Consider the following 14,038-nt stretch of genomic DNA (forward strand, 5'->3'; position numbering starts at 1 on the left):
GCTCACCAGCTTCCCGTTGCCATTGTCGCCGGAGAATATTGCACGTGGCGGCCGCGCCAGGGTAATGCCTCGCGAAAGCGCCACGCCCGGGCGATATCCATGCACCAATAGCGTTCTGCCCCGCCGGGGCCGTTTAGTGCCTCAGGCTGCCAGAGGATCTCAGTGGTACCTTGCAGATGCAAAATATCGCCATTATCGAAATCGGGAAATAGCAGCGCGGCGCGCGGCTGAGCCAGTAAATTTCCCAGCGTGTTCATGTACTTATTTCCACTGAAATCCGGTATCCATAACCGGTTGCCTTCAATTCTTACGAACCCCGGTCTCCCGCCACGGTGTGAGACATCTGCACCGCCCTGTGGTTTATCGCCGTGGGCGTGCGTGGCGATGAAAAAGGTATCAGCACTGGCGATCAGCCTGCGTGCGTCATCGTCCAGCGTTATCAGGTCTTCTCTGAGCGGCAGCGGGCTTTGCCTTGTGCTCTCCACCAGTTCGCGAATCTGAATATACTTCGGGCAGTTGCCGAAGCTTTGATCGACCTCGATCTCAATCCGGTTCTTATCCATGCGCCCGATCAGGCCGTTAGCTCGGTTACGTCTCCGGTTGGAAAAGTCGATCCCCAGAAGACCTATATCTTTGCCGGGATGCATCGCCGCCAGGGTCGGATCGTCCTGCCTGCGCGGGGCATTAATGCGCAGATGGGTGGTATCCGGCGAACGGATAAAGCCCGGAGGGCCGGTCAGCAACGTCGCCAGCGGCCAGCCATTCTCATCCAGGGTTGAGGCCAGCACATAGGGCAAACCGGCAAAAAAGTCGCGGTGCTGATCCTGCATGACTGAGCGAATTGGGGCGCTGACGATATCAAACTGTGCCAGCACCTGTGCCCGTCGTTCATCGGGATGAAATACCCGGTCTTTCATGTGGCCTCCGGTTATGTCGATGGCTATTGCGCGACGACGGGCAGTGGCAGTTCGGGCTGGGGCTGATAGCCAGGCAGTGCTGCGATGCGGGTCAGCCAACGGCGGATGGCAGGACAGGACTCCAGAGAGATACCACCCTCTGGCGCAGCGCGTACATAGCTGAAACAGGCCAGATCGGCGATCGTCACCTGACCGGTTGCCAAAAAGTCATGCTGGCTAAGATGGTGTTCGAGATGCGGTAAGAACACGCGGGCGATGGCTACGGAAGCATCATAATCTTCTGGCGCGTTGAACTGTGCCACCATGCGCGCAGCCGCCACGCCGTAGCGGATCTCTCCGGCGGCTTTTGAAAGCCATTGTTGAACCTGCGCCGCCTGTAATGCATCTTCCGGTAGCCAGTGACTGTCAGGTGCATAGCGCTTCACCAGATACACCAGAATAGCGTTGCTGTCGGTCAGCGTCAGACCATTATCAACCAGCACCGGGATTTGCCCCATTGGACTGATCTGCCGGAATTCGGCGGTGAGGCGTACGCTGGCCGGGGCCTCTTTGACGTCAAACGGCAAGTTCAGCATGTTGAGTAACAGAACCACGCGGTGGCAGTGTCCGGAAAGCGGGGTGGCATAAAGCTGAATATTGTGCATGTATTGTCTCCTTTGTCGATTTACAGACAGATTACTCTTGCAACAAACGAAGCGAATCCGTAAAGATTGAAAGTGACTGTTTCATCTTGAGGAAGAATCTATGGATCGCCTGGATGAGTTAGAGATTTTCGTCGCCGTTCTGCAATACGGCAGCCTAGCGGAGGCTGCACGGAGGACCCGGCGTTCAGCCCCTGCGATTACCCGCGCTATCGCCTCGCTCGAACAGCGCTTTGGTGCGCGGCTGGTTGAACGCACCACACGACGGTTGGCCCCAACGGAGGCTGGCGTCCGGCTGGCAGAACGAGCACAAGTGTTGATCGGTCATTATCAAGAGGCGCTGTTTGACACCGCTGAAACCCAGCTCAACGGACTGCTACGCGTTACCGCGCCGGTGCAGTTTGGCCGTAAACACGTTGCGCCGTTGGTGATGGAGTTCCTGCAACTGCATCCGGATATACAGATCGACATGGTGCTTAATGATCGCAATCTGGAGCTAATCGATGAAGGGTTAGACCTGGCGGTTCGCATTGGCCATCTGGAGAACTCCGGCAAAGTGGCCCGTAAAGTGGGCTACGTTACCCGCATGCTGGTCGCTAGCCCAGCCTATCTACAACAGTATGGCAACCCCTTACAACCGGTGGAGCTGGCGCAACATCAAACCATTGTCGGTACCCTGAGGTCACCGCGCAATGAGTGGCGTTTTGGGCCAAATGAGGATGGCCTGCGGGTGAAGTTGTCGCCGCGCCTTTTGCTCAATGACGTCGAATCGCAACTGCTGGCAGTGCGCGCCGGTCACGGTATAGCGCGGCTGCTGAGCTACCAGGTCGCTGACGATCTGGCCAGCGGAATCTTGGTCCGACTGCTGCCTGATTCCGAGCCGTCACCGATGCCGGTTCAACTGGTGGTACAGAATATTCAGCGAATCCCGAGAAAAGTCAGAACCTTCTGGGACTTTGCATGGGAAAGATTGAGTCAGCTGTCGCAGATTCATGGCGTGTAATACGTCATTATCAAACGAGATATGGGTTGATGTACAACCCGTCTGACTGAGGAAAAAAGGAATGAATTGTTCTGTGCTTAATCGTGCTACGTTGTTGGTTCTGTCTTTATCTATTCCCCTGCCGTTGCTGGCTGCCGTTACGGCGCAAACGCTTCCTTTACAGCAAGATTCGGCGCAGATAGCCAACCAGTTTCTGACGGTGGTCAACCCGGACAAAACCATCACCTTCCGGCTGTTTGCACCGTCAGCCAGGCAGGTCGACGTGGTCACTGGCGCAACGGCGCCAAGCTATGTTTCTCATCCTATGACCAAAGATGCTCAGGGGGTCTGGGCCTTTACCTCGGACATGATGAAACCCAATCTGTATGAATACTTTTTTAACGTTGATGGCTTCCGCTCAATAGACACCGGCAGCGCCATGGCTAAGCCGCAGCGCCAGGTGAATACCAGCCAGATTCTGGTGCCGGGCAGCGTATTGGATGTGAAAGCCGTGCCGCACGGCGAAGTGCGTGCCATCACGTATCACAGCAATGCGCTGAATGCCGAACGGCAGATTTACGTCTGGACGCCGCCGGGCTACAACGATACGTCGAAGCCGTTACCGGTACTTTATTTCTATCATGGATTTGGTGACACTGGACGTTCTGCACTCGATCAAGGCCGCATTCCGCAAATCATGGACAACCTGCTGGCGGAGAAAAAAATCACGCCGATGTTGGTCGTGATCCCGGATACCGAAACGGATGCCAAAGGCATCGTGCCGGAAGATTTTGTGCCTAAAGAGCGCCGAAAGACTTTTTACCCGGCTAATGCCGCAGCGGCCGATCGCGAGCTGACGCAGGATATTATCCCGCTGGTGTCGAAAAATTTCCGCGTGCGCGGCGATGCAGCAGGACGTGCGCTGGCCGGCCTTTCGCAGGGTGGATATCAGACACTGGTCAGCGGTATGACACACCTGGATAAATTCGACTGGCTGGCGACCTTCAGCGGTGTCAGTACCACTACCGTGCCGAATGAACAGGTAGAGAAACGCTTTGCTGAACCACAAAAGATCAACGCGCAGCTGAAAAACTTCACCGTCGTGGTGGGGGACAAAGATGTAGTAACGGGAAAAGATATTGCAGGGCTGAAGTCAGAGCTTGAGCAACATAAAATTAAGTTCGATTACCACGAATACCCGAATCTGGGTCATGAGATGGATGTCTGGCGTCCGGCATATGCAGAATTTGTGCAGAAGATTTTTAAGTAATTGTCCCAATAAAAAGGCCTTCCCGACGGGAAGGCCTTTTACTTTCGGTTAAGCCGACTTCTTGGCTTTCTGCTTATGATGTTCCAGCAGCGGTTTAAGGAAGCGCGCGGTGTGCGATTCTTTGCACTCTGCGACGGTTTCCGGCGTACCGGCTACCAGGATTTCGCCGCCGCCGCTGCCGCCTTCCGGCCCCAGATCGACAATCCAGTCTGCCGTTTTGATCACGTCCAGATTATGCTCAATCACCACGATGGTATTACCCTGATCGCGAAGCTGATGCAGGACCGCCAGCAGTTGTTGGATATCGGCAAAGTGCAGGCCGGTAGTCGGTTCATCGAGAATATACAGTGTCTGGCCGGTGCCGCGTTTAGACAGTTCACGCGCCAGTTTTACACGCTGAGCTTCACCACCTGAGAGCGTGGTCGCTGACTGACCAAGACAGATGTATGTCAGACCGACGTCCATCAGGGTTTGCAGCTTACGCGCCAGTGCTGGAACGGCGTCGAAGAAATCACGGGCCTCTTCAATGGTCATTTCCAGCACTTCGTGGATGCTCTTGCCTTTATATTTAATCTCCAGCGTTTCGCGGTTATAGCGTTTACCACGGCACTGATCGCACGGCACGTAAATATCCGGCAGGAAGTGCATCTCGACTTTGATCACGCCATCGCCCTGACAGGCCTCGCAGCGCCCGCCCTTGACGTTAAAGCTGAAGCGCCCTGGATTGTAGCCACGCGCACGAGACTCGGGCACACCGGCAAACAGTTCGCGTACCGGAGTGAAAATACCGGTGTAGGTCGCCGGGTTGGAACGCGGTGTACGGCCAATCGGGCTCTGATCGATGTCGATGACTTTATCGAAATGCCCCAGACCATCGATTTCACGGTAAGGTGCGGCTTCGGCCAGCGTCGCGCCGTTGAGCTCGCACTGCGCCAGCGGGAACAGCGTGTCGTTAATTAGCGTCGATTTACCTGAGCCGGACACGCCGGTGATACAGGTAAACAAGCCGACCGGCAGCGTCAGCGTGACATCTTTCAGGTTATTGCCTCTGGCACCGGAAAGTTTCAATACTTTGGTCGGGTCAGCCGGTACGCGATGTTCCGGCAGGGCGATTTCGCGTTTGCCACTGAGGAACTGACCGGTTAGCGACTCAGGTACTGCCATGATCTGATCAACGGTCCCTTCGGCGACGACATGACCGCCGTGTACACCTGCCCCGGGACCGATATCAATCACGTGATCGGCGGCACGGATGGCATCTTCGTCGTGCTCAACCACGATCACTGTGTTACCGAGATCACGCAGGTGAACCAGCGTCTCGAGCAGACGTTCGTTATCGCGCTGATGCAGACCAATAGACGGCTCATCCAGCACGTACATTACGCCCACAAGGCCTGCGCCAATCTGGCTCGCCAGACGAATACGCTGGGCTTCACCGCCAGAGAGCGTTTCTGCCGAACGGGACAGCGAGAGATAATTCAGGCCGACGTTAACCAGGAACTTCAGGCGATCGCCAATCTCTTTCATCACCTTCTCGGCGATCTGCGCACGCTGACCGCTGAGCTTCATATTGCGGAAGAAATCCAGCGCGTGGCCGATGCTGAAATCGGAGATCTCTGGCAGCGTGGTCTCTTCAACAAATACGTTGCGAGCTTCTTCACGCAGGCGGGTGCCTTTACAAGAGGAGCAAGAGCGGTTGCTGATGTATTTCGACAGCTCTTCACGCACTGCACTGGATTCCGTCTCTTTATAACGGCGCTCCATGTTGTGCAGAACGCCTTCGAACGGGTGACGGCGAATCGAGGTATCACCACGGTCGTTGATGTATTTAAACTCGATGGTGTCTTTGCCGGAACCTTGCAGAATAGCGTGTTTCACGTCGCTGCTTAGATCGTTGTACGGTGCTTCCACGTCGAATTTGTAGTGCTCGCCCAACGAGCGCAGCATCTGGAAATAGTAAAAATTACGGCGATCCCAACCGCGGATAGCGCCACCGGCCAGCGACAGCTCAGGGTTTTGCACCACGCGTTCCGGATCGAAGAACTGCTGCACACCGAGACCGTCGCAGGTAGGACAGGCACCGGCTGGATTGTTGAACGAGAACATCCGGGGTTCCAGTTCACTCATGCTGTAGCCGCAAATCGGGCAGGCAAAGTTGGCAGAGAACAACATCGCTTCCGCTTTTGGGTCATCCATGTCGGCGACCACGGCAGTACCGCCGGAGAGCTCCAGCGCAGTTTCAAAAGACTCAGCCAGACGCTGCGCTATGTCCTCGCGCACTTTAAAGCGGTCAACCACCACTTCGATGGTGTGTTTCTTCTGCAACTCCAGTTTCGGCGGATCGGACAAATCGCAGACCTCGCCGTCGATACGTGCACGGATGTAACCTTGTGACGCCAGGTTTTCCAGCGTTTTGGTGTGCTCGCCTTTGCGATCTTTGATGATTGTCGCCAGCAGCATCAGGCGTGCGCCTTCTGGCTGTGCCAGCACGTTATCCACCATCTGGCTGACGGTCTGGGCCGACAGCGGCACACCGTGTTCCGCGCAGCGCGGTTCGCCCACGCGGGCAAACAACAGGCGCAGATAGTCGTGGATTTCAGTGATGGTACCGACAGTCGAACGCGGGTTGTGCGATGTCGACTTTTGCTCAATGGAAATTGCCGGAGAGAGACCTTCAATATGGTCGACGTCCGGTTTTTCCATTAAGGATAAAAATTGGCGCGCATAGGCAGACAGCGACTCTACGTAGCGGCGTTGGCCTTCTGCATAGAGGGTATCAAACGCCAGTGAAGATTTGCCTGAACCCGATAAGCCGGTGACAACAATCAGTTTGTCGCGCGGGATAATCAGGTTGATATTCTTGAGATTATGGGTGCGTGCGCCCCGAACTTCGATCTTATCCATTCATTATTCCCGGATTAACTTGATAGCTCACCGTGCCGGTGACCGTCGGTAAATCTGGCATTGCTTCGGCCAACGAATCGGGCACAGAGAAGAACGTAACGGGCAATTATGACACAAATCACAGTCTATGCCACCCCGAAACCTGAATGTATATCCAGTACTCGTTGTAACGCTGGATGCTTTGCTAAATAAACTGGAAAGAATGCTCCAACGTTTTACATCCGTGGTACGAAGGCGGCGTTTTGTGGTTATAATGGCGCGAAGTGAATTCCTCACACCCCAAACTGTGGTTTCAACCACGACATACCTCATCAGGAGAATCCACATGGCCAGCAGAGGCGTAAACAAAGTCATTCTCGTCGGTAACCTGGGTCAAGACCCGGAAGTCCGCTACATGCCTAACGGCGGTGCCGTTGCTAACATCACGCTGGCAACCTCCGAAAGCTGGCGTGACAAAGCCACCGGCGAGCAGAAAGAAAAGACTGAATGGCACCGCGTTGTGCTGTTCGGCAAATTGGCCGAAGTCGCCGGTGAATACCTGAAGAAAGGTTCCCAGGTTTACATCGAAGGTGCACTGCAAACCCGTAAATGGACCGACCAGGCTGGCGTTGAAAAATACACCACCGAAGTTGTCGTTAACGTGGGCGGCACCATGCAGATGCTCGGCGGCCGTGCCAGCGGCGGCACACCAGCAGGTGGCGGTCAGCCAGCAGCAGGCGGCCAGTCAGGTGGTCAGCAAGGCGGTTGGGGTCAGCCTCAGCAGCCACAAGGCGGCAACCAGTTCAGCGGCGGCCAGCAGGCTCGTCCGGCTACGCAGAACAACGCGCCAGCACAGAACAACGAACCACCAATGGATTTTGACGACGATATCCCGTTCTGATCAGGTTGCCTGCGGGCATTCATGTCAGAAACTGAAAAAGCCCCGCGAGGGGCTTTTTTAATGTTCCCTGTCAGGGAAATCATCTCCTTGCTATTCAAACTCTGGCACTGATACGTCAAGCAAAGCTAAAAAATTCCCAAGTATTACAGGGATATTCTGGCGTGGCTGATGAACGGCATGCAGATGAAAAAGTTCAACACGAGGTGCGAAGCCAGAGCTGGAAATTTCAATAAACCTGACTTTATCATTCAACGTATAACCGGCAACGGATCCAGGAACCAGTGCAATACCAAACCCGCAGGATACCAGCGCAATCAGTGTGCTCAGTTGGGCCGCTTCCTGCACAATGTGAGGGATAAAACCGGCCTGTTTGCAAAACGTAATAAGCTGATGATGGTAACCTTCACCGAGTCGTTCTGGGGTAAAAACGAAATTTTCTTTCGCCAGTAACGACAACTCAATTTGCGAATGATTTGCAAGGGGGTGATCCACCGGCAAAGCAGCAAGGAGAGGTTCGGAAAGGTAAGGCGTCATCATCATTTCTGAGCGAATTGTCGCGGGTTTTCTTATAAACGCCAGGTCGATTTCACCCCGTTCCAGCGCTAAAATTTGCAACGCTGACGGCATCTCTTTGATCACCAGTTCTACCTGCGGGTAAGCTTTACGAAATCTCCGAAATGTAGAGAGCAATGTGGGGTAGGCAGCCAATGAGACTGAACTGACCGTCAGCTTTCCGGCCATCCCTTGCGCGATATTCCGCGCATGATCTATCCCTTCAGTGAGGGACTTAACGACCTCACGTGCGCTGTACATAAAGGCTTCCCCGGCTGGCGTGAGTGTCACACCGCCACGATCGCGAATAAAGAGCGCGACGCCGAGCTTTTCCTCCAGTTGTCGGATAGCGACGCTAAGTGGTGGCTGTGACATGTGTAGTTGCTCAGCCGCCCGATGAAAATTCAGCACCTCAGCCACCACAATAAATTGTTTCAAGACTCTGGTTTCAATCATTCCGCCCCCTGCACGTCATTCCCATTGATACATTATAGGAACGATTAATTTTGTACTGATATTAATTTCATATCAGTTGGTCAGGTCATCGGTATTCAACATTCTGTTATTTAAGGGCTAATCTCGCTCGAAACAGGGGGTAATCCATGATCAATTTTAATAACAAAATAGCGGTGATAACCGGCGCTGGCCGTGGACTGGGGTTGGCCTACGCCACTGCGTTAGCAAAATGTGGAGCAAGAGTTGTATTGGGAGATCTCGGGGCGAATTTGTGCGGCGAAGGGGGTGACGAAAATGTCTCAAGCCAGGCGGCCAAAACGTTACAAATGAAGGGATATCAGGTTATCGCGCATTCCGGTGATTACTCACAGGAGGTTGCGTGCCAGTCACTGATTGAGATGTCCGTCAGAGAGTTCGGCGGTGTGGATATTTTGATCCATAACGCAGGATGGGTGGGTTATCAACCTGTCGAAAACAGTGACGATACATTTCTTGAGCGCGTTTTGGGAATCAATGTGTATTCCCCTATCTGGCTATGCAAACACGCATGGCCCCATCTTAAAACTTCGGCCACCCCGCGTGTGGTGCTGACGACATCTGACCGGGCAATGTTTGTTGATTATGCGCAGAAGGGGCTGGTTGGCTATTCCGCTGGAAAAATGGCGCAGATAGGGATTATGAATGCGCTGTCGATGGACGGTCAGCCGTATGGCATCAGGGTCAACGCGCTTTCTCCGGTTGCCAAAACACGTATGTGGGGACAGAAGGGAACGCCGGAAAATTTGTTGGCCGAATCCGTCGTGCCTGCGGCATTATTTTTGGCCTCGGAAGCCTGTCAGGACAGCGGTTATATTTTGCGTGCCAGCAACGGGCAGTTTACCGCCTGCCGGTTTAATGAAAATAAAAACGTAGAGTATCCGCTTGATTTGGCCCGGATACAGGCAGCAGATGCAGAAACTCTTTGCAATTTGTGGCCTCAGATTAAGGAGTGTTGAGATGGATTTCTCAACGTTGCCCGATATTTTTGCGCCGGTTCAGGCTTGTCTCGGAGAAAGTCCGGTATGGGATAAAAGAACCGGTACATTGTTTTTTATTGATATTACACGCGGTGAAATATTTGCCATTCAGGGCAATCAGCCACCTTTATTGATTTATCGTTCTGTGTACCGGGTGGGGTCACTGGCTCTGACAACCCGCGGGGATTTGATTTTTACCGAAGACGCCTGTGTGATTCTTTTTTGTCTTTCATCAGGCAAGATAACTGCCCGCAGCAACGTAGCGAGTGATGGAAAATCATTTCGTTATAACGACAGTGCCTGCGATCCGCAGGGGCGATTGGTGACAGGGTTAATGGATGAGCAGCATTCTGTTGGCTCCGGCAGTCTCCATTGTTTTGGAAACAAACTCGAAAGAAACAATCTTATCAGCGATTTAGGATTACCTAACGGGATCGCCTGGTGCGAGTCAGGCCGTAGCATGTATTACGTGGACTCTGTCGCGCGGATAATCTTTAAGGCCGGATGGTGCAAAGAGCGCGGTCAGCTGTTCAATCCACGCGTATTTGCTGAAACGCCGGAACATTTAGGAAGGCCCGACGGTATTGCTCTCGATCGTGCGGACAATCTCTGGGTATGTCAGTTCAACGGGGGCTGTATTCTGCAATATTCGGCGACAGGTACATTACTGCTGAAAGTCGATCTGCCCGTTCCGCGCCCGACAAGTTGTTGTTTTGGTGGCAAAGGACTGTCGATGCTGTACATCACCAGTGCAAAATTTGGTATGACGGAAGAGGAAATACGCCGCTTCCCACAGTCCGGGGACATCTTTCAGTTGTCTGTTCGGGTCCCCGGTCTGGAAACTCATTGCTTCGACGATCGCCTATTTCATCCTCAAACTTTCCCCACCGCCCCGAACACCAGTCTTCCCTGATGGAACGTCGCTTTTACCCCGGAGACGCGAGCAACCGCTTCTGCGGAGCAGCTGGCGTCGACCAGGATCATTTCGGCGCTGTCGTTGACGGCGGGCCACTGGCGTTTGCCGACATCGTCGAGCGGCAGAACATTGCCGGTGGCGATGGCGAGGGAGCGCGTGAGGCCGAACTCGTCGGAGTTGCCGTACAGCTGGGCGTAGAGGCTGGCTTTTTCCAGCATGCTGCCGGTGCCGAACGGCGACCAGTGGTCGATCACACTGTCGGTGCCGGTCATGACGAAGACGCCGTTCTGGCTCAGTTGCGGTAGCGGCATGTTCAGCTTGCCAAGCGGAATGGTTGAGGCGACGGTGAACTGCTGCTCGGACAAACCGGCGATCACTTCTTCGAGTTCTTTGCCCTGCATCATCGCCAGTGCGAAACCATGGCTGAGCGTCACTTTGCCTTTCAGCTGCGGGTTTTTCTCCACGGTCTGAATCATGTATTTAACCGCTGCGATCCCGGCGGGCGTAGTTTCATGCAGATGAATATCCACGCCTTTGTGGGTATCCAGCGCAATCTGGAACATCGCGTCCAGCGACTTTTCCATCGCGCCGTCGACGTTGGTCGGATCCAGCCCGCCGACGTACTGCACGCCCATCTGCATCGCTTCGCGCATCAGGCCATCGACTTTCGAGTGCAGCAAACCGTGCTGCGGAAACGCGACAATCTCACAGCTGAAATCCTGCTGATGTTTTTCCAGCGCAATTTTCAGGTGCTCGAGACTTTTCAGGCCGCTAACTGGATCGATGTTGCAGTGGCTGCGCGCCACGGTGGTGCCTTTGGATTGCAGCAGGCCGATGATCGCTTCGGCGTGTTCTACCGACGTCGGCAGCAGTTTGGGGATCAGCACCCGCTCGCGGGCAATCATATCCATGATGGTTTTGCCTTTGCGCGGGCGCGGTGCTTCCCATTCGCCACCATAAAATGTCTTATCGAGGTGAATATGCATATCGCGCGTGGCGGGCAGCAGAAGCAGACCGTTGGCGTCAAAAGCGGGTAACGTGCTGGCCGGTGCGCCGTTCGTGGGCTGAATGGCGACGATCTTGCCGTCACTGACTTCAAGATTATACAGCTTGGTTTGGGTGCCGATGACCATCTCGCCTTCGCGCTCGAAGCCTTCTTCCAGTCGGACATTACGCAACTGGTAGTGGGGGGCGGAAATTGCAGTTATCTGGCTGGTGTCGTCACACTTATCTATTTTTGTACCAGAACTGATGGAAGATGCGGAGGCCATACCAGACGCCAGCAGCGCGCTGCTGGCGGTGATTTTTGCGCTTTGAGAGAGAAAGTTTCTGCGACTTTGTTGCTGAGGGTTTTGCACGTCGGATTCCTTGGTCATGATGCTCAGGGGATGCTGCTTTCTCTTCACCCTAAAAGATCCCACCGGTTCCGGCTGCGATATTTCCCACTGCCTGTCAGTGGGAAACTCAATTCCTAACTGAGCTGGCAAAACGCCCGTAATTTTTCGGCCAGTGCGATCTGCGCAGGCGTCGCGTCGGGGCGATAAAACAGCGACAGTTCGACGTTATCGATCTGCGGTAATCCGCACTCTGCGCCCAGAATTCGGTGTTCCGGCAGACGGCAACTGGCAGGCAACAGCGTGACGCCTAACCCTGCTGCGCTGGCGGCGACCAGTGCAGCAAGACTGGCGCTGCTGTAGCTGATCCGCCAACTGCGGCCGATAGCGTCAAGCGCCTGACACAACTCGTCGCGATACAGCGCGTTGAGCGGAAACAGCACCAGCGGCATTGGGTCGCGCTCAAATGCCGGAAATTCTGCGCTGTCGAGCCACAGCATCGGCTCGGGGCGTGATGCGTTAGCTTTCTCGCCGGTCAACTGCTTCACCAGAATGATGTCCAGCATGTCCTGTTGCCACGCGCGGCGCAGCTCGTGGCTCAGGCCGCTGGTGACATCGAGGCGGATATGCGGATGTTGGCGGCAAAACTGCGCCAGCAGCGAGGTGGTGGCGGCGGCGAAATCTTCGGGAACGCCGAGAGGCACCACGCCGTCGCACCACTGATCGCTCAGCGCGTCGTGCGCTTCGCCGTTGAGCGCGATGATACGGCGCGCATAGCCGAGTAACCGTTCGCCTTCTTCGGTGAGCTGAACCTGATGCGACGTGCGCTCCAGCAAAGGCTTGCCTAGCGCGTCTTCCAGCCGTCGGATCTGCTGGCTGACCGTCGATTGTGACAAATACACACGGTCAGCGGCGCGAGTAAAACTGCCTGTTTCGCACACGGCGACAAAACTGAGTAACTGCTGCGGACTGAACATCGGATAGCGATTCATTTCATCACTACTTCTGGTTAGGGTATTTGCAATTTGAATACTTCGCAGAATACCAACCTTCACGGCGGTACGCCAGACTGGCTCATTGCGCCAACGGTGATGAAAAATCTGTTGCTGGGGTATCAATAAACATGGGCATACCGCGTGGCGGATTGAGGATTGACGGGCATAGATACAAGCCTTTGCGGGAGGCTTTTAGATCACAAATTTTGTCCCTTTCACCACGATTTCCCCGAACTGCAAGTGGTGCATAAACTCGCGCAGAATAAGCAGGGTAGCGGCGAAGTCGTTACCGTCGGGGATACCTTCGAAGCTGGCGGGGCGGCCGTTGATCACCCGCGCCAGACGGTCGAATATGCGCTCGACGGCATCGACTGATAGCTGCATTGCTTCGTTTTCTGCCACGCCGGTCAGACGGGCGATGGCGCGGATATCATTGTCGTTGCTCACCAGTCTGGCACCGGCGGGAATGTCATGACGGACGCGTGTGATCTCATCTTCGACCACCATAATGGCGGTTTCCATTTCATCCGGCGTCGGTGGCGCGTGATGGAAATAGCCCAGCGAGGTCAGTTGGGAACCCAGCGTTAATAGCAGCTCGATCACGTCACCGTTTTCTTTCCGCACCGTTACTTTGGTCTCTTCGCTGCCAATATGTAATAAAACCGTCGGGAAGGTCATCAATACCTTTGTCTCGGAATTCGTCAGCGAAAGCGCTAAGTACTCCGGTGAATCTCGATCAGGCAATTCTCGCGCAATGTTCATTTAGACTTTATCCTCAGGCGTACTGCGCTTCACCGTTGCCGAAGGACCAGTTCTCTTTCGGCACTTCTACCAGGTTGATGAAAACATCTTCGAGACGCATCCCGGTTTGCTCGTGAAGGCCGTAGGCTAATGCATGATAAAAGGCTTTCTTCATCTCCAGCGTGCGGCCGCTGTTGAGGGTCACCTGCACCACAATGCAGTTTTGAGTGCGCTCAATCCCGAGGTAGTCGGGAGATATCATCATCTCTTCGGGTGTATGCTCGGCAAAAATAATGAAACGGTCATTTTCCGGCACGTTAAGGTGGCTCTTCAACGCGGTATAAATTACGTCACCGATGGCTTTGCGGAAGGTGCTGGGTTTACCTTCAATCATATCAACACGAACTAATGGCATGATGCGTCCTTAAAAGAGT

General features: G+C 54.4%; 13 protein-coding genes. 5 read left to right on the plus strand and 8 right to left on the minus strand.

Going from position 1 to position 14,038, the window contains the following annotated elements; all coding sequences use genetic code 11:
• Positions 1-2: 2 nt before the first annotated feature.
• Entirely contained in the window at positions 3-917 is a 915-nt protein-coding gene (locus ACMV8I_RS12580) for a pyridoxamine 5'-phosphate oxidase family protein (RefSeq protein WP_498865557.1), read from the minus strand.
• Between the two features lie 23 nt (positions 918-940).
• Positions 941-1,561 carry a glutathione S-transferase gene (locus tag ACMV8I_RS12585; RefSeq protein ID WP_498865558.1) on the minus strand — a complete coding sequence of 207 codons (621 nt, stop codon included), beginning with the start codon at positions 1,559-1,561 and terminating at the stop codon, positions 941-943.
• Positions 1,562-1,661: 100 nt separating this feature from the next.
• Here ACMV8I_RS12585 and ACMV8I_RS12590 point away from each other — a divergent pair, with 100 nt between their 5' ends.
• Both ACMV8I_RS12590 and ACMV8I_RS12595 read left to right on the plus strand, forming a co-directional pair.
• Positions 1,662-2,561 (plus strand): LysR family transcriptional regulator, encoded by a 900-nt coding sequence (locus ACMV8I_RS12590; RefSeq protein WP_498865559.1) that lies wholly within the window; start codon positions 1,662-1,664, stop codon positions 2,559-2,561.
• Positions 2,562-2,622: 61 nt separating this feature from the next.
• Entirely contained in the window at positions 2,623-3,810 is a 1,188-nt protein-coding gene (locus ACMV8I_RS12595) for an alpha/beta hydrolase-fold protein (protein ID WP_498865560.1), read from the plus strand.
• A 48-nt stretch (positions 3,811-3,858) separates the two neighbouring features.
• Here ACMV8I_RS12595 and uvrA read toward each other — a convergent pair whose 3' ends face one another.
• Positions 3,859-6,714, minus strand: a complete 2,856-nt coding sequence (uvrA, locus tag ACMV8I_RS12600) for an excinuclease ABC subunit UvrA (RefSeq protein ID WP_498865561.1) — start codon at positions 6,712-6,714, stop codon at positions 3,859-3,861.
• A 325-nt stretch (positions 6,715-7,039) separates the two neighbouring features.
• On the opposite strand from uvrA, the gene ACMV8I_RS12605 reads away from it, so the two are divergent.
• Positions 7,040-7,594 carry a single-stranded DNA-binding protein gene (locus ACMV8I_RS12605; protein WP_498865562.1) on the plus strand — a complete coding sequence of 185 codons (555 nt, stop codon included), beginning with the start codon at positions 7,040-7,042 and terminating at the stop codon, positions 7,592-7,594.
• Between the two features lie 90 nt (positions 7,595-7,684).
• Here ACMV8I_RS12605 and ACMV8I_RS12610 read toward each other — a convergent pair whose 3' ends face one another.
• Entirely contained in the window at positions 7,685-8,602 is a 918-nt protein-coding gene (locus ACMV8I_RS12610) for a LysR substrate-binding domain-containing protein (protein ID WP_498865563.1), read from the minus strand.
• Between the two features lie 146 nt (positions 8,603-8,748).
• Between ACMV8I_RS12610 and ACMV8I_RS12615 the strand changes: the two genes are divergently transcribed.
• Entirely contained in the window at positions 8,749-9,597 is an 849-nt protein-coding gene (locus ACMV8I_RS12615) for an SDR family NAD(P)-dependent oxidoreductase (RefSeq protein WP_498865564.1), read from the plus strand.
• A gap of 1 nt (position 9,598) precedes the next feature.
• Entirely contained in the window at positions 9,599-10,531 is a 933-nt protein-coding gene (locus tag ACMV8I_RS12620; RefSeq protein WP_498865565.1) for an SMP-30/gluconolactonase/LRE family protein, read from the plus strand.
• Here the strand turns inward: ACMV8I_RS12620 and ACMV8I_RS12625 are convergent.
• From ACMV8I_RS12625 to ACMV8I_RS12640, 4 genes are all read right to left on the minus strand, one after another.
• Positions 10,492-11,910 carry an amidohydrolase family protein gene (locus tag ACMV8I_RS12625; protein ID WP_498865566.1) on the minus strand — a complete coding sequence of 473 codons (1,419 nt, stop codon included), beginning with the start codon at positions 11,908-11,910 and terminating at the stop codon, positions 10,492-10,494. The genes ACMV8I_RS12620 and ACMV8I_RS12625 overlap by 40 nt on opposite strands.
• Positions 11,911-12,005: 95 nt before the next feature.
• Positions 12,006-12,860, minus strand: a complete 855-nt coding sequence (locus ACMV8I_RS12630; RefSeq protein WP_498865567.1) for a LysR family transcriptional regulator — start codon at positions 12,858-12,860, stop codon at positions 12,006-12,008.
• Positions 12,861-13,055: 195 nt separating this feature from the next.
• Complete coding sequence (locus tag ACMV8I_RS12635) at positions 13,056-13,541, minus strand: hypothetical protein (protein ID WP_498865700.1); 486 nt, start codon at positions 13,539-13,541, stop codon at positions 13,056-13,058.
• A 97-nt stretch (positions 13,542-13,638) separates the two neighbouring features.
• Positions 13,639-14,019: a tautomerase family protein gene (locus tag ACMV8I_RS12640; RefSeq protein ID WP_498865568.1), complete on the minus strand. Its 381-nt coding sequence runs from the start codon at positions 14,017-14,019 to the stop codon at positions 13,639-13,641.
• Positions 14,020-14,038 lie beyond the last annotated feature (19 nt).

Origin of the sequence: Ewingella sp. S1.OA.A_B6 (genome assembly GCF_049889095.1) — a bacterium.
Classification (GTDB): domain Bacteria; phylum Pseudomonadota; class Gammaproteobacteria; order Enterobacterales; family Enterobacteriaceae; genus Ewingella.